23 protein-coding genes and 1 riboswitch are annotated in these 21,922 nt (G+C 51.1%); all 23 genes read right to left on the reverse strand.

What is annotated here, in order from left to right; all coding sequences use genetic code 11:
- Position 1: 1 nt before the first annotated feature.
- The 23 genes from ABCW47_RS07065 to iorA all read right to left on the reverse strand — a co-directional run bounded on the left by ABCW47_RS07065 (position 2) and on the right by iorA (position 21,863).
- Positions 2–1,519, reverse strand: coding sequence for a cobyric acid synthase (locus tag ABCW47_RS07065; RefSeq protein WP_343209151.1), 1,518 nt, complete (start codon positions 1,517–1,519; stop codon positions 2–4).
- 32 nt (positions 1,520–1,551) lie between these two features.
- Entirely contained in the window at positions 1,552–2,634 is a 1,083-nt protein-coding gene (locus ABCW47_RS07070; RefSeq protein ID WP_343209152.1) for a pyridoxal phosphate-dependent aminotransferase, read from the reverse strand.
- Between the two features lie 16 nt (positions 2,635–2,650).
- On the reverse strand, positions 2,651–3,655 hold the full coding sequence (gene cbiB, locus ABCW47_RS07075) for an adenosylcobinamide-phosphate synthase CbiB (RefSeq protein WP_343209153.1): 1,005 nt from the start codon (positions 3,653–3,655) through the stop codon (positions 2,651–2,653).
- Positions 3,630–4,211: a histidine phosphatase family protein gene (locus ABCW47_RS07080; protein ID WP_343209154.1), complete on the reverse strand. Its 582-nt coding sequence runs from the start codon at positions 4,209–4,211 to the stop codon at positions 3,630–3,632. Before ABCW47_RS07080 ends, cbiB begins: the two co-directional genes overlap by 26 nt.
- A complete protein-coding gene (locus ABCW47_RS07085) occupies positions 4,208–4,588 on the reverse strand; it encodes a bifunctional adenosylcobinamide kinase/adenosylcobinamide-phosphate guanylyltransferase (RefSeq protein ID WP_343209611.1) in 381 nt (126 codons plus the stop codon). The genes ABCW47_RS07080 and ABCW47_RS07085 overlap by 4 nt, the downstream gene beginning before the upstream one ends.
- A 15-nt stretch (positions 4,589–4,603) precedes the next feature.
- A complete protein-coding gene (locus ABCW47_RS07090; protein ID WP_343209155.1) occupies positions 4,604–5,368 on the reverse strand; it encodes an adenosylcobinamide-GDP ribazoletransferase in 765 nt (254 codons plus the stop codon).
- A complete protein-coding gene (locus ABCW47_RS07095; RefSeq protein ID WP_343209156.1) occupies positions 5,365–5,892 on the reverse strand; it encodes a bifunctional adenosylcobinamide kinase/adenosylcobinamide-phosphate guanylyltransferase in 528 nt (175 codons plus the stop codon). The genes ABCW47_RS07090 and ABCW47_RS07095 overlap by 4 nt, the downstream gene beginning before the upstream one ends.
- A 62-nt stretch (positions 5,893–5,954) precedes the next feature.
- Positions 5,955–7,022 carry a nicotinate-nucleotide--dimethylbenzimidazole phosphoribosyltransferase gene (cobT, locus tag ABCW47_RS07100; RefSeq protein WP_343209157.1) on the reverse strand — a complete coding sequence of 356 codons (1,068 nt, stop codon included), beginning with the start codon at positions 7,020–7,022 and terminating at the stop codon, positions 5,955–5,957.
- 17 nt (positions 7,023–7,039) lie between these two features.
- Complete coding sequence (locus ABCW47_RS07105) at positions 7,040–8,398, reverse strand: cobyrinic acid a,c-diamide synthase CobB (RefSeq protein ID WP_343209158.1); 1,359 nt, start codon at positions 8,396–8,398, stop codon at positions 7,040–7,042.
- On the reverse strand, positions 8,352–9,620 hold the full coding sequence (gene cbiE / locus ABCW47_RS07110) for a precorrin-6y C5,15-methyltransferase (decarboxylating) subunit CbiE (protein WP_343209159.1): 1,269 nt from the start codon (positions 9,618–9,620) through the stop codon (positions 8,352–8,354). Before cbiE ends, ABCW47_RS07105 begins: the two co-directional genes overlap by 47 nt.
- A complete protein-coding gene (cobK, locus tag ABCW47_RS07115) occupies positions 9,613–10,410 on the reverse strand; it encodes a precorrin-6A reductase (RefSeq protein WP_343209160.1) in 798 nt (265 codons plus the stop codon). The genes cbiE and cobK overlap by 8 nt, the downstream gene beginning before the upstream one ends.
- The gene (gene cobJ, locus ABCW47_RS07120; protein ID WP_343209161.1) at positions 10,400–11,137 is read right to left on the reverse strand and encodes a precorrin-3B C(17)-methyltransferase; all 738 of its coding nucleotides are present in this window, start codon (positions 11,135–11,137) and stop codon (positions 10,400–10,402) included. The genes cobK and cobJ overlap by 11 nt, the downstream gene beginning before the upstream one ends.
- Complete coding sequence (locus ABCW47_RS07125; protein ID WP_343209162.1) at positions 11,138–12,193, reverse strand: cobalt-precorrin 5A hydrolase; 1,056 nt, start codon at positions 12,191–12,193, stop codon at positions 11,138–11,140.
- Positions 12,193–12,951 (reverse strand): precorrin-4 C(11)-methyltransferase, encoded by a 759-nt coding sequence (gene cobM / locus ABCW47_RS07130; protein WP_343209163.1) that lies wholly within the window; start codon positions 12,949–12,951, stop codon positions 12,193–12,195. Before cobM ends, ABCW47_RS07125 begins: the two co-directional genes overlap by 1 nt.
- Complete coding sequence (cbiD, locus tag ABCW47_RS07135) at positions 12,951–14,087, reverse strand: cobalt-precorrin-5B (C(1))-methyltransferase CbiD (protein ID WP_343209164.1); 1,137 nt, start codon at positions 14,085–14,087, stop codon at positions 12,951–12,953. Before cbiD ends, cobM begins: the two co-directional genes overlap by 1 nt.
- 35 nt (positions 14,088–14,122) lie before the next feature.
- On the reverse strand, positions 14,123–14,914 hold the full coding sequence (locus tag ABCW47_RS07140) for a sirohydrochlorin cobaltochelatase (RefSeq protein WP_343209165.1): 792 nt from the start codon (positions 14,912–14,914) through the stop codon (positions 14,123–14,125).
- Positions 14,915–15,116: 202 nt separating this feature from the next.
- Positions 15,117–15,307: riboswitch (cobalamin riboswitch) on the reverse strand.
- Between the two features lie 12 nt (positions 15,308–15,319).
- Complete coding sequence (locus ABCW47_RS07145) at positions 15,320–16,804, reverse strand: DUF1846 domain-containing protein (protein WP_343209166.1); 1,485 nt, start codon at positions 16,802–16,804, stop codon at positions 15,320–15,322.
- Between the two features lie 166 nt (positions 16,805–16,970).
- Positions 16,971–17,306: an Ig-like domain-containing protein gene (locus ABCW47_RS07150; RefSeq protein WP_343209167.1), complete on the reverse strand. Its 336-nt coding sequence runs from the start codon at positions 17,304–17,306 to the stop codon at positions 16,971–16,973.
- Positions 17,307–17,346: 40 nt separating this feature from the next.
- Positions 17,347–17,769: an ACT domain-containing protein gene (locus ABCW47_RS07155; protein WP_343209168.1), complete on the reverse strand. Its 423-nt coding sequence runs from the start codon at positions 17,767–17,769 to the stop codon at positions 17,347–17,349.
- Between the two features lie 18 nt (positions 17,770–17,787).
- Positions 17,788–19,086, reverse strand: coding sequence for a phenylacetate--CoA ligase family protein (locus ABCW47_RS07160; RefSeq protein ID WP_343209169.1), 1,299 nt, complete (start codon positions 19,084–19,086; stop codon positions 17,788–17,790).
- Between the two features lie 20 nt (positions 19,087–19,106).
- Positions 19,107–19,523 (reverse strand): ACT domain-containing protein, encoded by a 417-nt coding sequence (locus ABCW47_RS07165; RefSeq protein WP_343209170.1) that lies wholly within the window; start codon positions 19,521–19,523, stop codon positions 19,107–19,109.
- Positions 19,524–19,537: 14 nt separating this feature from the next.
- The gene (locus ABCW47_RS07170; protein ID WP_343209171.1) at positions 19,538–20,110 is read right to left on the reverse strand and encodes an indolepyruvate oxidoreductase subunit beta; all 573 of its coding nucleotides are present in this window, start codon (positions 20,108–20,110) and stop codon (positions 19,538–19,540) included.
- A gap of 13 nt (positions 20,111–20,123) precedes the next feature.
- Positions 20,124–21,863, reverse strand: coding sequence for an indolepyruvate ferredoxin oxidoreductase subunit alpha (iorA, locus tag ABCW47_RS07175; RefSeq protein ID WP_343209172.1), 1,740 nt, complete (start codon positions 21,861–21,863; stop codon positions 20,124–20,126).
- Positions 21,864–21,922: the final 59 nt, after the last annotated feature.

The raw sequence follows: 21,922 nt of genomic DNA on the forward strand, positions 1-21,922 counted from the left end.
CCTAATCCTCCATTCCTCTCTCTAACACCTGATAGACAAAATCCATATCCAGATTATGCCTTACCAGATCGGCCAGACGGTCGTACTCTTCTTCCTTAAACTGGTTAAAATCAGTGATTTCGCCTAAAACATTCTTCTTGCCTGCGTGTCTGCATACGATAGTCAGAAACCGTTCTGTGAACTCCCTGCTGTCAAATATCCCATGGAGATAAGTGCCCAGCACATTGTCCATGACACAGCCGTCATCCTGGGCAGTACCCTGTTTGGCGGAGGAGAGGATCGCAAACTTTCTGTAATCTCTACGGTATATACTTCGTCCCATATGAATTTCATAGCCGTTTAATCTGGCGCCGGTAAGGGGCTTCCACACTCCGCTTAAGGATGCTACCGTCCCCTCCGACTGAACCCGTATTTTATCCGGATAAAAGCTGGTCTGCACCGGCAGAAATCCCAGGCCCTGTGCAAACTGCTCCCCCTCCGTCTCCGTCGGGTCATTTAACTGCTCCCCAAGCATCTGATAGCCGCCGCAGATTCCCATAATCAATTTGCCGTTCTGATACTGCCGGTACAGTTCTTCCTCCAGGCCGTTCTTCTTCATCCAGTTCAGATCCGCAATGGTACTTTTACTTCCGGGAAGGATTATTAAATCCGCTGTTTTTAAATCCTCCGGCCGGACCGTATAGTGCAGGGAGATTCCTTCCAGCCGTTCCAGCGCCCTGAAATCCGTATAGTTGGCAATTCTGGGAAAACGTATCACTGCAATTATCAGTCCGCCGTCCTCCTCCTTCCGGTCCTTAAGCCTTTCCGAAAGACTGTCCTCCTCGTCCAGATTAAGTCTTTCATAGGGGATCACCCCGGCTACCGGCTTTCCTGCTTTTTCTTCCAGCATGGCAAGTCCTGGTTCCAGAATCGTCTTATCCCCCCGGAATTTATTAATAATAAGTCCCTGCACATAACGCCGTTCTTCCTCCGTGAGCAGGAGCAGGGTACCGCAGAGCTGGGCAAACACGCCGCCCCGGTCGATATCCCCGGCCAGAAGGACCGGTGCATGGGCAAACTTCGCCATCCCCATATTTACGATATCATCCTGCTTTAAATTAATTTCCGCAGGGCTTCCCGCACCCTCTATCACAATAATATCAAACTCGTTCGCAAGAGATTCATAGGCTCTCTTCACTTCCGGGATCAGCTTCTTCTTATAGCCGAAGTACTTCCAGGCTTCCATATTCCCCAGAACACGGCCGTTTACAATCACCTGGGAACCCACGTCTGTGGTGGGCTTTAGGAGGATGGGATTCATTCTCACATCCGGTTCAATCTTACAGGCCTCCGCCTGAACTACCTGAGCGCGCCCCATCTCATGACCGTCCCTTGTGATAAAGGAATTAAGGGCCATATTCTGAGACTTAAACGGTGCGGTGCGGTAGCCATCCTGGGTAAAGATCCGGCAGAGGCCTGCACACAGCAGGCTTTTCCCCACCCCGGACATGGTTCCCTGTATCATAATTGTCTTTGCCATCATTTCCTCCATTCCGAAGTGGTTTCATTGTTTCATATATTCTTCATTGCCCGGAGCAGTATCATATTTTCTTCATGACTGCGCACCGCAATACGGTAATAACCGCAATCCAGATTTCTATAGTTCCCGCACCGCCGGATCAGAATCTTCTGTTTCAGAAGTTCTTCATACAATCCTAACCTGCCCTCGAACAGTATAAAATTACTCACGCCGGGAATGATCCGGTATCCAATTTTCTCAAGCCCTGATACAAGATACGCCCGTTCCTCCCGGATCAGTTTAACCGCCCTTTTCAGATAAGCTTCTTGCTCCATCTCAAGCGCCGCGGTTCCGGCCAGCTGTGCAGGGACTGAGACAGACCACGGGGCCCCTGCAGCTTTTATTTTATCCAGCAGCTCTAAGTTAGAACTCATCAGATAGCCAAGCCTCAGGCCGGCCATCGCATATGTCTTCGTAAAAGCCTTCAGAATAAATAAAACCGAAGAGTCCCTGAGAAATTCCGTCATATCATAATCATTATCATATCCGGTCAACGCCAAAAAGCACTCATCCAGAATCAGGAGAATCTTATTTTCCTCACATACCTTCAGAATTTTTCTCAATTGTTCCCTGGGTATCAAATTACCCACCGGATTGCCTGGCTGGCACAAAAAACAGATCCCGATCTGTTCGGTGAGCTGCTCTGTAAAATCCGCAGGGAGTCTGAACTCATCTTCTCTTTTCAGATCATAATAGTGAATCTGACAGCCTGTCAAATCCAGAGCACGCTCATATTCGGAAAATGTGGGAGCCGTAAGAAGCGCCTGCTTTGGCCTGATACCATAGGCGATCCGGTAGATCAGATCAGCTGCCCCATTCCCGCAGAGAATCCATTCCGGCGGTATACCCTCCCTGCCGGCAATTTTATTTCGAAGAAGCCTGCAGCTGTCGTCCGGGTAACACTCCATCCCGGAAAGCTGTCCGGCAACCGCAGTCTTTACGGCTTCCGGCATACCAAGAGGGTTCAGGTTAACTGAAAAATCATATAAGATTTCATTCTCACCCTTCTCCCCTCCGTGCCGTTCCAACTTTATTGTATCAGAAATTGCCGGAGAGCCGGACATTATTTTTTCCATTGGTTCCTTTCCTTTCTCAAAACAGCACAAAACAAAGGGAGAGACGCAGCAGAAAAAGCAGAATGAGCAGCAGAAAAAATGAAGCATAGAAAAGCCGGTTTGCTCTGCACACATCTTCCGGTTCAATCACTCTTAGCTCATCTCCCAGCCAGGACTTATCTTTCTTACTGCCAAAATAAAAAGCCGGTCCCCCCAGCCGGATTCCCAGCGCTCCCGCGCATACGCTCTCCGTCCGGGCCGAATTAGGGCTTTCATGCTTGCCGCCATCCCTTTTATACGTGCGCAAAGCCCCCTTCCTGTCCAGCTTAAGCAGAGGACAGACCACAATCATAGCCAGCGCCGACAGACGGGAAGGTATGAAATTTAAGATATCATCAAGCCTTGCCGCCGCCCGTCCGAAATACAAATACCGTTCATTTTTATATCCAACCATGGAATCCATGGTGTTCACTGCCTTATAAAAAAACATACCAGGTGCCCCCAAAAGCGCCATATAGAAAACAGGCGCCACAGCCCCGTCCGAGGCATTCTCCGCCACGGTTTCCACCGCTGCACGAAGAACGCCTGCTTCACTGAGATTTTCTGTTTCACGTCCTACAATCATGGACAGCTGCTCCCTCGCGGCCTCAAGCCCGTTTTCTTTTAAGGCCAGCACCACCTTGCTGCTCTCATCTCTCAGGCATCGTGCCGCCAGCAGCTGATAGCAAAAAATGCTTTCCATAGCAAATCCCAACAGCCAGTAAGCCTGATAGGCAAAAAACAGAGCTGCCGCAGGCAGCAAAACCCACGGAATCAGGACAGCAAAAACAAGCAGGATTCCACCTGCAAGCTCTCTGCGGGGAGTCCCGTTCCACATTCGGCGAAGCAGTTTCTCGGATACATGAATCCAGTTCCCCATCAGCCTGACCGGATGAAAGGAATAGACCGGGTCTCCAAACAGAAGGTCCAGGATACTGCCGATCCCCATCGCCAGGGCGGAAGACAAAAGATAGAAACTAAGCATGGAGCCACTCCAACACATGCAGCCGGTCCTCCTCATAATTACAATAGATCACATCTCCATTTTTAACAATCCAGTCATAATAGCTGCTCTCCGGCACCGAGAGGGAGGAAAGAAGCGACATAATCGTTCCCCCATGCACTACGAAGCCGATCTGCTCTGCATCACCCGCCTGAGATATAGCCTCCTGAAACCCTTTTACAGAGCGGGCCAGAAAACATTCTCTGCTCTCGCCGCCCGGAATAGGAAGAAGGCCGCCGGAATCAACCCAGTTCTGATAATCCGGACAATCCGCCAGTTCCTCCGCGTTTTTATTCTCGAATATGCCAAAATCAAGCTCCCTTAAATCTTCGATCACAGTTCCGGTAATCTGAGGGTATAAAAGATTTGCCGTCTCCAGACAGCGCTTCATGGGACTGACAAACAGCCGGTCAGGTACCGGGTAAATCCCTGCTAGCAGCCCTTTTTTTAACATCTTTATTCCCGGTTCTGACAGCGTCTCATCGGTTCTCCCGATATACCGGTGAGCCTGGTTTCCTTCTGTACGTCCATGGCGTATAAAAAAAACATGTTTCATTTTATCCTGACTCCTATCCCGCAGAAGATTCTGACTACCTCATCCGCCCTCCTGGCCAGTTCGGTGCAGAGGCGTCCCGTTCTTTCCCGATAGTCCCGCTCTTCTTTTGATAGCGGAACGATACCGCAGCCCACTTCATCACAGATCAGTATAAGCTCTGGATTGTTCCGCTGCAACTCCTGCGCCGTTTCAGCCGGATCGCGGTCAGAGAATACCGACCGCTTTACCATCAGATGAAGATGGTTGATCCCCTTTTTCGAAAGCAGATCTTCCCTCTGACAGTCCGCGCCGTCACAAAAATCCATCTCCTTAAGACCGCATTCTGCCATGACATAGTGGAGTTTATTCTGTCCGCATCCCCCGATATATAATTTCATCACGATATTCCCTCCCTAAAGCAATGATCTGGTCAGTACAAGTACAATCGTCATGACTAACTCACAGACCTGCAAAAACCAGCCTTCCGTATCGCCGGTGACGCCCCCGAATTTCTTCTTGGAGAAAAAATAGTAAAAAAGAAAGACCGCCGCCCCTGACGCATACATCACCGTTCCGGTCAGCGGTTCGGCAAGAATCATGAAAAGCAGGCAGAGCGCTGCCATACACCCCAGGACAATCCGCACCGTCCTCCCTTTTACCGCCGAGGTAAACGCATAGAGTGTTCCTTCTCGTTTCGCGGCCGGAAAGCAGACGGCCGCCAGACCGCTGAGTACTCTGGAACAGATTGCAGCCAGTCCCGCAAGCAGCCAGTCCTTCCATCCAAGAAGCTCGGAAAACGCACCGAAATAAAGTATAAAATAAGTCAGGGCCCCGATGACAGCAAATGCTCCAAGGTGGGGGTCTTTCATGATTTCCAGACATTTTTCGCTGCTCTGGTGGGAGGCACAGGCATCTGTTGTGTCCAGAAATCCATCCATATGAATCCCTCCCGTAATCAGAAACGGAATAGCACAGGCTACGGATGTATAAAAGATCCGTCCTATGAAAAGCCGGTTTCCAAGTATATTCCATCCCAGGAAAAGCGCGGTGATCACGCCTCCTACCAATGGGAAGAAACACAGGCTGTACTCCATATCTTCTTCCTTCCAGGGAAGTGACGGGACAGGGATTGCAGAATACATTGAAAATGCAATCAAACAGGAGCGAATCCATCTCATGGCAGTTCTCCTTTCCAGACGCAGGGAATGCCGCACACAACTTCCACCACACATTCCGCATGTTCTGCAAGCGCTCGGTTCATCTGCCCCAGGCAGCTGATATACTGCATCGTCTCCTCCTCATAACATTCACCGGAAGAAAAGACGTCGCCGGAGACAACCACCAATTCCCGGCACCTGTCATTCAGCCGCAGAATATCTTCCACCAGGCAGGCACAAAGCCTATCTGCCGGCAGATGTTCTTTCTCGCCGAACATTTCATTCGCAAGAAGGTTGGAGACACATTCCAGCAAAACACCGGCTCCGGCGGGAAGAGACAGTACGGATAGATGTTCCGGCGCTTCCAGAGTGGTAAATCCTTTGTCCCTTCTCATCATCCTGTGTCGTACAATCCGCGCTTCGGCCTCTCGCCCCTCCGGCCGCATCGTAGCCACATAATAGCGCCTCTGTTCGGCGCGTTTTATTAACACCTGTTCGGCATACTCCGATTTCCCGCTGCCGCTTCCTCCAACGATCAGTATCATTCTTTTTTCCTCATCTTCTGACTTATCCCCTGCACACGCTCCGACAGACAATCTGAAACTGCTTAAGTTTCAAACTTTACATAGGCCGGGATATGAAATTCCTCAAAGGTCGTATTCATCGTATAGATGGATAACGCCATATCCAACAGGGGAAATAACATCGCCGCCCCGCTTCCCTCGCCCAGAGCCAGGTCTGCCTGTATCACCGGTTCCAGTCCCAGCTCGTCCAGGACCGCTCTGCTGGCTGGCTCCTTACCCAGATGGGATGGAATCATAAACTCCTTTATCCCCGGTTTCATTCGCTCCGCCAAAAGAGCGGCCGTCCCGGAGATCAGCCCGTCTATGACAATGGGGACATGATAGATCCCGCCTCCTAAAAAAACACCGGTAAGCCCTGCAATATCCAGCCCTCCCAGAGTCCGCAGCACCGCAAACGGCTGTTCTCTCAGCGGGTGATTTATCTCAATCGCCTTTGCGATGACAGCCAGCTTGCGTTTTAGCCCCTTCGAATCAAGCCCTGCTCCCCGTCCGGTCACCTGTTCCGGGGCCAGAGAAAGAAGAACCGAAAGGATAGCACTGCTTGTGGTTGTATTCCCGATTCCCATTTCTCCGGTTCCAAGCAGGGTAACCCCTTTCTCCCGGCAGTCTCTGACCAGATCAATACCGGTCTGTATAGCCCGGTATACTTCCTCCTGCGTCATGGCCGGCCCCCTGCTGATGTCCTCCGTTCCGCGGGCGATCCTGCGGTCCAGAACTCCGGGGCTTACAATTTCACCTGCCACACCGATATTAACCGGTATTACCTCCGCCCCGGAAACGGCGGCAATCCGGCTGATGCTGGCCCGTCTCTCACCCATATTATTGGTGACAACCGCCGTAACTCCCTGGCCGGTCTGGGTAACTCCGTTTGACACAACTCCATTGTCCCCGCACATCACAATGATTGCCCGGTTCCCGATATTCACATCTGTTGTGCCGAGAATTCCGGCTATTTTTACAATCAGCTCCTCCAGTTTTCCCAGAGCGCCGATTGGCTTAAAGGACGCATCCCATTTTTCCTGTGCTTTTCTTCTTACCGCCTCACTGGGTCTTTCAATCCGGCACAGCTGCCTTTCCAACTCTTTTTGCATACGAATTCTCCACTCCACTATTTCTTCTTTTCCCTCTGATATGTAAGACATGCCTTTGCAAACCGATTTGCCGCCGTACGGCTGGACGAAAAATGAATATGGGGAAATCCGGCATAGACCCGCCGGTTCCCATAGCCTTCCCTCCAGGCTTCCTCTCTTCCCGCCTTCTTTACCGAAAAATGCTCTCCCGGCCTGGTATCGGACCAGTAGTGAAATTCATGGGAGCGGATGGTTTCCCCTTTGTCCAGTAACAGGGTATCCTCCCGGGCAGTCACCTCCACATAGCCAAAATGCTGAAGTTGATTTGTCCGAAAGGCAGTCCCCGGAATGTATCCCGCCATGGGATAAGTACGGCCGTCCGCTCCTTCCAGGTTTTCATGCAGGTACAAAAAGCCGCCGCATTCTCCGATTACCGGCATTCCCGTCTGGATTTTATGCAGAATATCCAGACGCAGGCTCTCATTTTCAGACAGCGCCCTAGCGTACAGCTCCGGATATCCGCCCCACAGGATCAGTCCGTCGCTCCCGGGAGGCAGGAGTGCATCTTTCGTCGGCTTAAACCACAGGATTTCACAGCCCAGTTCTTCCAGTATCCTCAGATTGTCCCTGTAATGAAAGCAGAAGGCCTCGTCTTTTGCCACGGCCACGCAGGCTTTTCCCCGGGAAGGCTTTCGTTCCCTCCGGGGCTGCGGCAGAGGTTCTGCCTCTGCCGCCAGAGAAAGGATTCCTTCTATATCCACGGTCTCCTCCATCCGGTCCGCCAGCCTGCTGAGCTTTTCCTGGATATCAGCCTGTTCCCCTGCCGGTATCAGTCCCAGGTAGCGGCTCTTAAAAGCAATGTCCTTCTGCGGCGGTATGTATCCAAATGGACGTACGCCCAGCTGTTTTGCCAGATCCGCGGCCCCGGCATAAAGTTTCCCCGGCAGCCGGTTGAAAATAACTCCCCCGATCCGATTGTTCCTGTAATCCAGAAATCCTTTCAGGAGAGCCCCGATACCCGCCCCCATCCCCTGACAATCCAGGATCAGGATAACCGGCGTGCGGGTAAGCTCCGAGATCTCCCAGGTGCTGCCTCTGCCGGTCATACCAATACCGTCATAAAAGCCCATCACCCCTTCGATCACCCCTATATCCCTCTTGGTCTCCCCAGCCGTCAACTGGTTTAGAAGGGCAGGCTCATCCATCAGATAACTGTCCAGATTCCCGGAACGGATACCCAAAACAGCCCCATGAAACATAGGATCGATATAATCCGGGCCGCATTTAAATGACTCTGCTATCAAGCCCCTCCGTAAAAGCAGCTTCAACAGCCCGCAGGTAATGGTTGTTTTACCGGAGCCGCTCTTCGTCCCGGTGAGCAATATCCGTTTTCCCATCTTCGGCCTCCTTCCCGGCGCCAAACCATCCGCTTATAATAGTAACCGGATTTTGACCCATCATCAGATGCATCGTTCCGGCCTGTCTGCCCCTTGCGGTAAACACCTGGGCAATCTCCCAGTCACAGGACAGTTCTGTTCTCTCATGAAAGTACCGGACCGCCTCGCTCACTCCTTCCAGCGTAATCAGATTCAAAACCAAATGAAAGCCGCTGTAGCGGGTGAACAGATCATCCAATATCTCGGTCAGGTGTCCGCCGCTGCCTCCGATAAATACCGCATCAGGGGAGGGAAGTCCCTGCAGTGCCGCCGGAGCGCTGCCCTCCACGATCCGTATATTATCCGTACAGAATTTCTGCCGGTTGGCAAAAAGCAGTTCTGCCGCCTCCGGATTTTTCTCGACGGCAAAGACGGTCCCCCGGTCCGCGATCCACGCGGCCTCCACTGAGACCGACCCGGTGCCGGCTCCGATATCAAACACACAGGAATCCTTCTTAAGATGCAGTTTAGCCAGCGTGACGGCCCGCACTTCTTCCTTTGTAACCGGCACATGCCCCCGCACCAGGCTTTCTTCCGACAGTCCCAGCATGACCTCGTCTCCGGCATGTGGATTCTCTATACAGAGAACCGACAGCGGGGAAAATGTTTTTCCGACCAATTCGGACGGCCTGCCCGCAGTAATATGTTCATCCGGCAGTCCCAGGTTCTCCCCGATCGTAACCGTGACATCAGAAAGGCCGAATTCTGCCAGATGACGGCAGAGTTCCGAAGGGTCTCTCCCTGCCAGACAGAATAACTTTGGATTTTTTGCAGTCAATAGGGCCAGATTGCCTTCCTTCCCATGCAGGCTTAAGAGAACAGCATCTTCCCAGGAAACCCCTATCCTGGAACTGAAATAGGATATAGAGGGAATACCAGGGATAAGAATAACCTCACAATCGGTGAGAAGGGGCCAAAGCCCGGAAGCTGCGCTGTAAAAGCCGGTATCCCCGGAAAAAAGCACCGCAAACCGCTCCTTGTTCGAGCTGAGAATGAACGCTCTGATCTCCTCCTTCTGATAGCTGCAGAATACCTCCCTTTCCCCTGGATTTACCTGCCTCAGCATTCTGGACGACCCGATCAGCACCTGGGCTTTCTCTATGTACTTAGACGCATCTGCTGTCAGCGTATGGCTGCCATCCATTCCAGTTCCGATCAGCGCTACTTTCTTCTTATCAGACACCGTTTTCTTCCTCCTTCCCCAAAAGTTCTTCTGCTCTCTCTTTTATTTCTTCCAGCGTAAACCCTACCGATTCCGCCGGCCTTCTCACCGCCACCACCGATATACCGGCCTGAAGGGCGGCCTGAAGCTTCTCCTGAAAACCTCCGGCAGCCCCGGATTCTTTTGTCAGCAGAAAGGAAATCTCATACTGCCGGATCAGCGCCAGATTCAGTTCTGTGGAAAATGGTCCCTGCATACCGATAATCTGCCCGGGAGCAAGTCCTGCCCGAGTACAGCAAAGAAGGGATTGTTCCGAGGGCAGAACTCGGGCAATCAGCCGTTTCGTCTCAATTCCGCTCTGCGACAGTTCCAGAAGCTCCTGACATCCGGTTGTAACCAGAATCCTGCCTCGCTGCTTCTCCAGGAAGCGGGACGCTTCCTCCAGCGTGTCATAAGAATAATACGAAAGGTTCTCCGGTATCTGTATGGTCTTCTCCTTTTCCCGCAGGACGCGAAGACAGCGGATGCCAAGTCCGTCACAGGCTTCTTTCAGATATTTGGTTATCCTTACCGCATAGGGATGGGTGGCATCCAGGACAAGAGCAGGCCGATGCCCGCGCAGGAAAGCGGAAAGCTCCTCCTCATCAAGGCGTCCTGTATAAATGGTCAGCCCCGCCTGATCCCTCAGCATACACTCACCGTATCCGGTGGCCACACAGGCAGATACCTGGTATCCTCCTTCAAGCAGCCACCGGCACAGCAGCCGCCCTTCCGTCGTACCGGCAAAAACAATAATATCTTTATTTTCCATCTGTCAGATATCCTCTGGGAGTAACAAGCTTATTTTGTATCACCCTTGTACTTTCATTGCCGATAAATACCGTTGTAAACATATCCGCCGGGTATCCTGACAGCTCTCTAAGCGTCATGATCCGGCATTCTTCCCCGCTCCGGCCCACATTCCGGGCCACGCCGCAGGGAGTATCCGGACTCAGAATGGTCAGCAGTACGTCACAGGCCCGTCTTAAGTGATCCGGACGCATACGGCTGGCCGGATTATACAGGCTGATCACCAGTCCGGCTTCGGCGCTTCGAAGAAGCTTCCTCTCGATACGGCTCCAGGGGGTGAGATGATCGCTCAGGCTGATCACCGCAAAATCACAGGTAAGAGGTGCTCCAAGGAGCGCTCCCGCACTCAGTGCACAGGTCACGCCCGGGATCACTTTTATTTCCGGTTCCCCGGCCTCCCCGCTTAATTCCAGCAGAAGGCCGGCCATACCGTAAACCTGCCCATCCCCGCTGCATACCACCGCCACGCTTTTCCCTGACCTGGCCTGGGAGATTGCATATTCACACCGCTTCTTTTCTCCCGTCATACCGGTCGTATAGAATTCTTTGTCCGGAAACCACTCCCGGATCAGATCTACATAAACCGTATATCCCACGATCAACTCACACTGCTCCAGACAGGAAAAAGCTTTGTACGTAATTTCATCTCTGGAACCAGGCCCCAGCCCGACCACATATACTATCATCATTCAACCTTCTTCTTTTAAGTTTAGTGTATAGGCAGATTCATAGACAGAGAGCGTCATGCCCTCTTTTTTCTGCTTTGGAATCAGACAGACGCCAAATCCGCTGCCAAGCCATGCGCTTCTCTCACACACATTGTCCGCCCCCACCGTCTGCCTGACAAATTCTGAAGCCGCAAAGACAGGATGTCCCGGTTTGTCATCCAGGAGATTCAGATCGTTAGCTGCGTACGTCATAAACGGAACCCCCAGACTTTCTGCCAGGGACACAAGTCCTGGTTCCTCTTTTTTATCCTCTATGGAGACCAGAAACACGGTTCTCTCTATCGTAAGGCCGTATTGCCGGTATATCTCCCGCACAAAGGTCTCAAGAGCAGACCTGTCCGTTCCCTTTCGGCAGCCCATGCCAAGTGTCAGGTTCTTAGGAGGCAGATATAAGGTGCGGTCAAATTCCGTCTGCACCGTCTGCTCCCCCACACAGATTCCAAGCTCTGCTTTACCCGTGCAAAAGCCCTCGGGCATACATCCTTCACAGGGATAGCCGCAGGAAAATCCCACAGGCTTCTCCTTAAGGACAGCCGCAGAGACGGCCTTTGCAAGGGCAGAATCTGTCACAGCCAGACCGTGTTCTGCTGCCCACACATCCACCGCAAATTTATAATTCACATCGGTGGCTGTGGTAATCACCGGAACCGCCCCGCACAGCCTGCCCACCAGTCTTGCCAGTTTATTCGCTCCCCCTGTATGGCCGCTTAGGAGCGATATTACATGAAGCCCGGCATCGTCCATAACCAGTACCGCCGGATCTTCCCACTTATTCTGTATACAAGGGGCCACTGCACGTACCGCGATGCCGCAGGCAGACAGAAAGATAAGCGCATCCTGGGTAGAAAACAGTCTGCAGGTCAGAACTCCTAAATCTGAAAAGGGGGTCAGCCCGGCCAAATCAGAACTTTCATAAGCAAACCCTTCTGTCTGATGGCCCATGCCGGACAGCGCATCACAGAGCTTTTTATTGAGGACGCCGCCCTGAGTTGTAAACGAAAGTATTGAAATTTTCATTATTCTGTTCCCTTTCTGAATCCGGTGGAAAAGGAAGCGTCATAAAGCTTTGAGAGCTCATAGTCATTGCCGAGACAATCGCCTACCACGATCAGGGCAGTCTTTCGAATGTCATTTTGCTGTGCCAGCTGATTTAACTGCCCCAGCACGCCCCTGACTACCTTCTCTTCGGGCCAGGTTGCCTTATAGACCAGGGCTGCCGGAGTATCTTCACTGTAGCCGCCTTCACAGAGAAGTTCTTTTTGTACCTGGCCGGTCAGGCCGGCGCTCAGGAACAAAATCAGGGTAGCACGGTGCTTCGCCAGATCCTTAAGCTTCTCCTTATCCGGCACAGGGGTTCTTCCCTCCATACGGGTGATGATAACAGTCTGAGATACACCCGGAAGTGTATACTCGGCCTGAAGAGCTGCCGCCGCACCGCAGAAACTGCTGACTCCCGGACAGACCTCATAGGGAATACGCCGTTCTTTCAGAGCATCTATCTGTTCCCGAACAGCACCGAATATGCTCGGATCGCCTGTGTGCAGACGCACCGTCATTTGCCCTTCCTCTTCCGCCGTCTCCATCACCCTTATCACCTGTTCCAGGTTCATATAGGCGCTGTTGTAAATCTCACAATTTTCTTTTGCCTCTTCCAACAGCGCGGGATTCACCAGAGAGCCCGCATAGATGATCACATCCGCTTCCCGCAGCAGTCTCTGCCCTCTGACCGTAATCAGATCAGGAGCGCCGCTTCCGGCGCCTACAAAATAAACCATTATATCCTCTCCCTCTCTCCGATCTCTTTCAGAATTTGCTCTGCCTTTGCCGTCATGCCCAGCGTTCCGTGTTCTTTCGAGAAGAGAATCACTCCCGCAGGCACCTCCCCGGCTCTCTGTCTTAAATGAAAGTCGATTTTTGAGAGAAGCTGCTCCATCACAGAAGGAAGCATCCCCTTTTCTTTTATCCGGGCTAACGCCTCGTCTGTCGTTACGCTGGCATATAGTTCCTTCAGCAGCCCGCAGTCCGCTCCTGCAAGAAGGGCGGCGCAGGTAAGAGCCTCCATCCGGCCGTCAGCCATACGGGAATGGGTATTCATGATACCGCAGGCCAATTTGCACAGCTTGCCAATATGCCCCACCAGCAGTATCTGCTCAAACCCTGTATCGCAGGCTCCGTCAACCGCCTCGCCGATGAAATTGCTGCACTTGACCCATGTTCCGGGGTCCAGCCCCAGCGTCATCCGCAGGTATTCCTCCCCGTAATTGCCCGGTGTTAGAACCGCACACTTGACTTGTCCGGCTGCCAGTACTCTTAATTCCGTCAAGATTGTGTCTATAATTGCCCTCTCGCTCATTGGCTCAACGATCCCGCTGGTCCCAAGAATTGAGATTCCTCCCTCTATTCCAAGCCGGGGATTAAAGGTCTTCCCGGAACGATTTTTCCCTTCCGGCGCAAAGATAAGAATCGAGATACCGGCGTCATACCCGGCCTCCTCGCAGGCCGCCTCCGTTTCCCTGCGTATCATCTGCCTGGGCACAGAATTGATGGCGGCAGCCCCGACCGGCTGATCCAGCCCTTTTCTCGTTACCCGTCCGATTCCCTCTCCGCCTTCTATACTGACCCCAACCCTGCTTTTTTCAGCCCTTGCACAGATTGCCATACCGTCTGTGACATCCGCGTCATCGCCCGCATCCTTGATCACAGAACAAACCGCATAGCCTTCTCCCCTCTCCCAGCTGTGTACAGGCAGAGTCAGAATATCCCCCTTCGGCGCCGTAAGCGTTACAGACGGGACCCTCTCCCCGCTCAGAAGCAGGAGGACAGCCGCTTTTGCCGCTGCGGCAGCACAGCTTCCCGTCGTATAGCCGTACCGCAGCTTCCTGTGGTTTTTTGTGATGTATCGTTCCTGCACGCTGTCTATCGCTCCATTTCTGTCTGTTAGATTTTCTATTCCTGTTCCGCCGCTTTGGCGTGGACGACAAACAGATCCCGGACTGCCTTATATTCACCCAGCCCCTTGATCACGCAATCCACCTCGTAACCGGCCTTTATCAACTGATTTTTCCAGGAATCTTCCTCTTCTCCTGCCATATCGTTTCTGGCATGATCTCCGGCCGCCACCATAAATGGATAGAGAACCACCTTCCGTGCGCCATAATTATTCACCTGAGACATCACATCAGAAAGTCCCGGAAAGCTCTCTACCGTTCCCACAAAAACATTCTGATATCCCAGGCTCCGGAACATATATTCCAGTTCACAGTAAGCAGCATTGGCAAAATGCCCGGTGCCGTGTCCCATAAATACCACAGCGGTATTCCCATCCCGCTGCTCCGGGATTTCTTCCATCAGGCTCTTAGCCGCTTTTCTAAAGTCCTCCGTGGAGGTCAGGAGCGGCTTACCATAAGAAATTCTCACAAACGCTCCTTCATAGGGTTTCAGCGCCGCTCTCATCTTATCGTACTCGATTCCGTTCATCACATGGGTCGGCTGCACGGTCAGCAGACTATATCCGGCCTTCACTATTTTTTCTGCCGCCTGTGTTACGTTATCAACTTCCAGCCCGTCTCTGCTTTTTAACTTATTAATTACCATCTGGCTGGTGTATGCACGGAAAAACCCGCAGCCCTCAAAGGCCCCGGCGATCTCTTTTTCAATTGCTCCGATTGATTTTTCTCTGGTATCCTGATAGCTGGTTCCGAAGCTTACCACCAGGACGGCTTTCTTATTCTCCTGCACAGTGATTTTCCTTTCTGTTTCAGAATAAAGAATCCCTCTTGTAGGATTCCCCGCTGTGATTACAAAACGCCCGGTCCATGCCGGACCGGGCGCTTCACAGTACGTAATGACAGACGGATGCCTGTAAATTCACCGGCTCTTACGCCGGCTTCCGTCAATCCTTATGTAATGATACATAACGCTAAACTCCGGTGATCCGCAGAGTCAACGAAAAATACAGGCAAGTATTCTGGCTTATAGCTCATTGTAATAAACCGCCTTCCCGGAGAAGTCACCCCAGTGGCATCTGGTTTTTACCAGCTAAATACAGCAACGGCCTTGCGCGGGATTCACACCCGTCTTCCTTTTATACACATGCCGTAAGGCATGGGAACCTATATTTTGTATACCGTTTATAATTGTGCTTTATTTATGATACAGCTTCTTGGTCTGATATTTTGGTTCACAGGTTAAATTAATGCCCAGTTTGCGGAAGGTAGACTCGTCCACCTGGGAAAGAATAACCGATGAATGTGCCTCGCAGCCCCGCAGTTTGGGAAGCTGCTTTAACGCCAGCTCCGCAGTGGGATTGGTGGCCGCACAGATGGAAAGTGCAATCAGAATTTCATCTGTGTGAAGTCTCGGGTTATGATTGCCCAGATGTTTGAGCTTCAGATTCTGAATCGGTTCAATAACAATCGGAGAAATCAGCGGAATACCGTGCTGAATCCCGCCCAGTGCCTTTAACGCATTTAAAAGTACGGCTGCGCTGGCTCCAAGCAGAGATGAAGTCTTGCCGGTAATTATCTCACCGTTTTCCAGCTGGAGCGCAGCTGCCGGCATGCCGGTCGCTTCCGCCCGCTTTAACGCCGGTTCCACCACCGCCCTGTCCGTTGTAGTCACTCCGGCCTGGTTCATCAGAAGCTCTTCTTTATAGACAGATTCCTCATCCAGCCTGCCCAGGCGATGATCGCACAGCGTATGATAATATCTTCTGATAATCTCCTGTCTGGATGCTTCCTCACATACTTCATTGTCGATAATACAATTGCCTACCATATTAACCCCCATATCCGTAGGTGACTTATACGGACTTTTTCCTGCAATCTTCTCAAATATTGCGTTCAGAACCGGGAAAACTTCCACATCCCGGTTGTAATTGATCGCCGTCGTACCATAAGCCTCCAGATGAAAGGGGTCAATCATATTCACGTCATTCAAATCAGCTGTGGCTGCCTCATAAGCAAGGTTGACCGGATGTTTTAAAGGCAGATTCCAGATAGGAAACGTCTCAAACTTGGCATATCCGGCCTTTACCCCATGGTGATATTCATGATACAGCTGGGACAGACAGGTCGCCATCTTCCCGCTGCCCGGTCCAGGCGCCGTCACCACCACCAGGGGCCTCGATGTCTCTACGTATTCATTCTTTCCAAAGCCTTCGTCGCTTACGATATGGGAAATGTTGGAGGGATAACCTTCGATTGTATAATGCATAAATACCTTAACCCCCAGATTGGTGAGCCGCTTTTTAAAGTTGTCCACCACCAGCTGCCCGGAATACTGGGTGATCACCACACTCCCTACATAAAGGCCGATCCCCCGGAATGCATCAATCAGCCGGAGAACATCGGCATCATAGGTTATCCCGATATCTCCGCGCACCTTGCTTTTTTCAATGTCCGACGCATTGATTACAATTACAATTTCCACCTCATCGGCCAGATTTAAAAGCATCTTCATCTTACTGTCCGGCATGAAGCCGGGCAGTACACGGGAAGCGTGGAAATCGTCAAAGAGCTTTCCTCCCATCTCCAGATAAAGCTTGTTGTCAAACTGCGCAATCCGTTCCGCTATATGCCTGGACTGTGTCTCCAGATATTTATCATTGTCAAATCCCAAGGCTTTCATCTTCTACCCTCACTTATTGTATATCATGCTCTTATACCGCAGCTGCCCAGTATAAGCATTTCTAATTCAGTAAAATTCATAACAAAAATATTATAGTCAATAAACATATTTTTTACAATTGTTTCTGTGCTGATTTCCCAAGAAATTTGTCGGACCGCAGTTTTGCCTAGTCAATCACCTTCACCCTGCAGTACAATTTTGATCCTCCCACTTTCACCGTTATGACCGTGTGCCCCTTCCTGACCGCCTTAATCCGTCCGCTGCGGTTTACCCTGGCCACTTTGAAATCACCGGAGGTAAATGTGGCCCTTTTGTTCAGCTTCAGCACTTTAAGACGAAAGGTCTCCCCCACCCGCAGAGTGACGCTGTTGGTATTTAACCTGGGGAAATATCCCTGCGTGACAGGCTTGACCGCAAAAAATTTGGACTGTACCGTGCAGACGATCAGGAATGCAAGGAACAGTCCAATTATGACGAGGGAACACTTCTTCTCAGAACGCATCGGTCTCCTCTGGTAATTCAGTCATTATTATTTTATGCAGTCAGTCCACCAAATATGTCTCGGTATCTGTCATGACGTGATAGCCGGCCTGGCTGAGCATACGGGAAGCCTCTGAAATATCGGTTACTTTCAGCACCATGGCCGCGTCCGACACATTGGTAACCAGGGCATACAGATACTCGATGTTATCGCCTGAGAGTACTTTCAGCATATCGCTTAAACTGCCGATCTTATGAGGCACCCGCACACAGACTACATCGGTCAGCATGACAGAGAGGCCCTCGTTTTTCAGCACGGCTTTTGCATCGTCCGGCTTATCTACAATCATACGCACCAGGCCGTAATCGGAAGAATCGGCCAGACTGAGGGAAACGATGTTAATCCCATTCTCCTTCAGAACTTCCGTCACCTTCTCCAGACGTCCTGCTCGGTTTTCTAAAAATACGGAAACTTGTTTTGCCATATGAATCCCTATCCTTTCCTATACCAGCTTTCGGTTGTCGATTACTCGTTTTGCCTTGCCTTCGCTTCTGGCCAGCGTCTTCGGCTCCACCAACTTCACCTTCACAGCCAGACCCAGGGCACTCTGCAGCACAGAGGCAATCTTTCTCGTCAGGTTCTCCAGCTCACGGATCTCATCGGAGAAGAACCGCTCCTCCACCTCAACCTGCACTTCCAGTGTATCCAGATTGTTGATACGGTCTACGGTCAGCAGATAGTTCGGGCTGGTTTCTCCTATTTCCAGAAGAGCAGCTTCTACCTGGGACGGGAACACATTCACACCGCGGATAATCAGCATGTCATCGGTCCGTCCGGTAAAGCGGGAAATCCGTGCAAGGGTTCTTCCGCACTCGCATTTATCGTATGTAATGCTGGTCAGATCCTTGGTCCGGTACCGGAACAGAGGCAGGGCCTCCTTCGTCACCGTTGTAAATACCAGCTCGCCCGTCTCTCCAGGCCCAATCGGCTTTAACGTTTCAGGATTGATGATCTCTGGAATAAAATGATCTTCGTATACGTGCAGACCGTTGTGATACTGACAGTCCGCCGCTACGCCAGGTCCCATAATCTCGCTTAAGCCATAAATATCAAACGCGTTGATATGAAGCCGTCGCTCGATTTCCCTGCGCATGTTTTCTGTCCAGGGCTCTGCACCGCAGAAAGCTGCTTTTAATTTGATCTGATCAATACGACCTGAATCCTCCAGTGCTTCTGTCAGATACATCAAATAGGACGGCGTACAGGCAATAGCCGTCACGCCGAAATCAATCATCATATTCAGCTGTTTCTTCGTATTGCCGGAAGAAAGGGGAACTACAGTCGCCCCCAGATTTTCCGCACCGTAATGGGCTCCAAGCCCTCCGGTGAACAGTCCGTAACCATAGGATACCTGAACCTTGTCATTTTTGCCGATGCCGCCCATGCTGAATACCCGGGCCACACATTCCGCCCAGATCTCAATGTCTTTTCTGGTATAAGCTACAACGGTAGGCTTTCCGGTCGTACCGGAGGAAGCATGCACACGCACCACCTCAGAGTCCGGCACTGCCAGCAGACCGAAGGGATAATTATCTCTTAAATCATCCTTCGTGGTAAACGGAAGCTTGTCCAGGTCCTCGATTCCTCTGATATCCCCGGGCTCCAGACCCAGCTGCTGCATTTTTTTGCGGTAAAATTCCACACTGTGATAGACGCGGTTTACCATTTTAACAAGCCGGCTGCTCTGTAAATGTGTGATCTCGTCCCGGCTCATGCACTCTTTTGTTTCGTTCCAAATCATCGTTTGCTCCTGCCCTTCCCTCAATTTATACAGTCGATAACCTTGACCTGATTCTGTTTCAGAATTTCCTCTGCTTCCTGCATCTTATCCACATTGATGACCATGAGAGGCTCATCCTTTTTGCGAAGCACAAAGGAATAGATATAATTTACATTGATGGAGGCATCGGCCAGAATCTGCAGGACACGGTCCAGATCCCCCGGTTGATCCATCAGTTCTACGGAAATCACTTCAGAAGTGGTGACGGAATATCCCTTCCCGCGCAAAATCTGTTTCGCCTCATCCGCCTTGTCCAGAACAAGCCGCAGAATCGAATACTCCGGCGAATCAAAGGTGGAGATTGCACGGATATTAATGGTATTCTCCTTTAAAATGTGCGTTACTCTGGCCAGACTTCCCGGCTCATTTTCCACAATGACAGAAAGCTGCTTTAACATAGTACCACTCCTTCCTACTGCATATTGTAGCCGGCTTCAAATGCTTTTTTATTGATCTCTATCGTTTTCTTCGGAACGGTATTCTCAATGACCTTAATCCAGTCTTCCCTGGAAAAATCCATATGTCTGGCAGCCATACCCAGAACGATAATATTAAATACCCTGGAGTTGCCCAGTTTCTTTGCTTCGCTCATAGCATCCACTACCATAACGTTATATTTATCAGACAATCCCTCAATAATATTCTCAGGGTACTCCGCCGCGCCGATGACAACCGGCATCGGATCAATACGCTGATCATTTACGATCAGATTGCCGCCCTTTTTGAGAAAATGTGCGTAACGCAGCGCCTCCAGCCGCTCGAATGCAATTAATACATCCGCCTGGCCTTCCTCCACGATCGGTTCCGTCACTTTATCCCCATAGCGGACAAATGTTACCACGCTGCCGCCCCTCTGAGCCATTCCATGTACCTCGGAAAGCTTTACATCAAAACCTGCCTGCAATGTAATACCGCCTAAAATACGGCTGGTAAGCAGCGTTCCCTGGCCGCCCACGCCTACAATCATAATGTTTTTCGTTACCATATCCCGCTACCTCCTATACTGTCACTTTGGTGATGGCCCCAAATTTACACAGGGACATACAAAGTCCGCATCCGTTGCACATTGTGTCGTTGATTACAATTGTACCGTCTGCATTTTTCGTCAGTGCCGGACATCCAGGCTGCATACAGGCGTTGCATTTCTTACATTTATCAGGCACCGCCAAACACTGTTCGGTCACCGGTGCTTTATTCAAAAGGACACATGGTGACTGGGCGATAATTACAGAAATCTCGTCTCTTGCCACTTCTTCTTTGATCACCTGAGTCAGTTTTTCCACGTCAAACGCGTCCACCCTGGTCACATGTTCGATGCCGATTCCGTGACAGAACTTCACGAAATCAATCGCATTGGTCGGCTCGCCTTTCAGCGTCTTTCCGGTAGCCGCATGATCCTGATGGCCGGTCATAGCCGTCGTGGAGTTATCCAGTATCATAACGGTTCCGGTTCCCTTGTTGTATACCATATTCATCAGAGAGTTAACCCCGGTATGCATAAAGGTGGAATCGCCGATTACAGCCACCCAGTTCTTTATGTATTCCGGTCCCTTTGCTTTTTCCATTCCGTGAAGGGAGCTGATGCTGGCGCCCATGCAGATAACGGAATCAATGACATTTAACGGCGCAACCGCACCTAATGTATAACAGCCGATATCCCCGGCCGCGTGAATTTTCAATTTCTTTAATACGGAGAAGATGCTTCTGTGAGGACATCCCGGACAGAGAATAGGCGGTCTCACCGGTGCTTTGGCCGGCTCTTCCAGATCCAGATTCTCTTTTAAAATGCCCTTGCGCAGCATATTGGCGCTGTACTCGCCTACAACTGTGAAAATTTCTTTGCCGATCGCCGGAATCCCCCAGGATTTCACCTGCTCTTCGATCACCGGGTCCAGCTCCTCCACTATATAGAGAGTCTCCACCTTAGACGCAAATTCCTCAATCAGCTTTCTGGGGAGAGGATTCACCATGCCCAGCTTCAGGACAGATGCTTGCGGAAGGGCTTCTTTTACGTACTGATAAGGAATACCGGAGGTGATGACACCAATCTTAGTATCTCCCATCTCCACACGGTTGATAGGGAACTCACAGCCATCCTTCATCATTTGCTCTGTGCGGGCCACTACAACCGGATGGCGCAGCTTGGCGTTGCCCGGCATCATAACATTTTTCTGGGGATTTCTCACATATGGCTTATCCTCCGGCTCCACTCTCTCCTCCAAAGCAACCATTCCCTGGGAGTGGGATAATCTGGTGGTAAGACGCACGATAACCGGGGTGTCATAGGTCTCGCTCATATCAAAGGCAAATTTCATGAAATCCTTTGCTTCCTGGCTGTCAGAAGGCTCCAGAACCGGAACATGCGCCGCTCTGGCCACACTTCTGGTATCCTGCTCATTCTGAGAGCTGTAAAGACCCGGATCATCCGCCACAACCGCTACCAGCCCGCCGTTTACACCCATATAGGACGCGGTATAAAGAGGGTCTGCCGCAACGTTAAGCCCCACATGCTTCATGGACGCCATCGCACGCACTCCGCTGATGGAAGCACCGATTGCGGCCTCCATTGCCACTTTCTCATTGGGTGACCATTCTGCATATATCTCATCGTACTGTACAATATTTTCACTGATTTCCGTACTCGGCGTGCCCGGGTATGCGGCTGAAACCTTTACACCGGCTTCGTACGCTCCTCTTGCCACAGCGGCATTGCCAAGCATTATTTTTTTCTCTGCCACGGTTCTCTTCATCCTTTCTTTTCATTTGCATATCATAAGTATGCCATAAGGGGGTTCTA

This window comes from Anaerolentibacter hominis (genome assembly GCF_032380675.1).
Taxonomy (GTDB): Bacteria; Bacillota; Clostridia; order Lachnospirales; family Lachnospiraceae; genus Anaerolentibacter; species Anaerolentibacter hominis.

Bases quoted from the DNA above. Each gene is read 5' to 3' on its own strand.
- ABCW47_RS07145 (WP_343209166.1), bottom strand. From the start codon at position 16,804: ATGAAAGCCTTGGGATTTGACAATGATAAATATCTGGAGACACAGTCC.
- ABCW47_RS07095 (WP_343209156.1), bottom strand. From the start codon at position 5,892: ATGATACTGATCGTTGGAGGAAGCGGCAGCGGGAAATCGGAGTATGCC.
- ABCW47_RS07150 (WP_343209167.1), bottom strand. From the start codon at position 17,306: ATGCGTTCTGAGAAGAAGTGTTCCCTCGTCATAATTGGACTGTTCCTT.
- ABCW47_RS07090 (WP_343209155.1), bottom strand. From the start codon at position 5,368: ATGAGATGGATTCGCTCCTGTTTGATTGCATTTTCAATGTATTCTGCA.
- ABCW47_RS07155 (WP_343209168.1), bottom strand. From the start codon at position 17,769: ATGGCAAAACAAGTTTCCGTATTTTTAGAAAACCGAGCAGGACGTCTG.
- cobK (WP_343209160.1), bottom strand. From the start codon at position 10,410: ATGGAAAATAAAGATATTATTGTTTTTGCCGGTACGACGGAAGGGCGG.
- ABCW47_RS07165 (WP_343209170.1), bottom strand. From the start codon at position 19,523: ATGTTAAAGCAGCTTTCTGTCATTGTGGAAAATGAGCCGGGAAGTCTG.
- ABCW47_RS07170 (WP_343209171.1), bottom strand. From the start codon at position 20,110: ATGGTAACGAAAAACATTATGATTGTAGGCGTGGGCGGCCAGGGAACG.
- ABCW47_RS07070 (WP_343209152.1), bottom strand. From the start codon at position 2,634: ATGGAAAAAATAATGTCCGGCTCTCCGGCAATTTCTGATACAATAAAG.
- cbiB (WP_343209153.1), bottom strand. From the start codon at position 3,655: ATGTGTTGGAGTGGCTCCATGCTTAGTTTCTATCTTTTGTCTTCCGCC.
- cobT (WP_343209157.1), bottom strand. From the start codon at position 7,022: ATGCAAAAAGAGTTGGAAAGGCAGCTGTGCCGGATTGAAAGACCCAGT.
- ABCW47_RS07160 (WP_343209169.1), bottom strand. From the start codon at position 19,086: ATGATTTGGAACGAAACAAAAGAGTGCATGAGCCGGGACGAGATCACA.
- ABCW47_RS07125 (WP_343209162.1), bottom strand. From the start codon at position 12,193: ATGAAAATTTCAATACTTTCGTTTACAACTCAGGGCGGCGTCCTCAAT.
- ABCW47_RS07085 (WP_343209611.1), bottom strand. From the start codon at position 4,588: ATGAAATTATATATCGGGGGATGCGGACAGAATAAACTCCACTATGTC.
- ABCW47_RS07080 (WP_343209154.1), bottom strand. From the start codon at position 4,211: ATGAAACATGTTTTTTTTATACGCCATGGACGTACAGAAGGAAACCAG.
- cobJ (WP_343209161.1), bottom strand. From the start codon at position 11,137: ATGATGATAGTATATGTGGTCGGGCTGGGGCCTGGTTCCAGAGATGAA.
- ABCW47_RS07065 (WP_343209151.1), bottom strand. From the start codon at position 1,519: ATGGCAAAGACAATTATGATACAGGGAACCATGTCCGGGGTGGGGAAA.
- ABCW47_RS07105 (WP_343209158.1), bottom strand. From the start codon at position 8,398: ATGGGAAAACGGATATTGCTCACCGGGACGAAGAGCGGCTCCGGTAAA.
- cobM (WP_343209163.1), bottom strand. From the start codon at position 12,951: ATGGTTTATTTTGTAGGCGCCGGAAGCGGCGCTCCTGATCTGATTACG.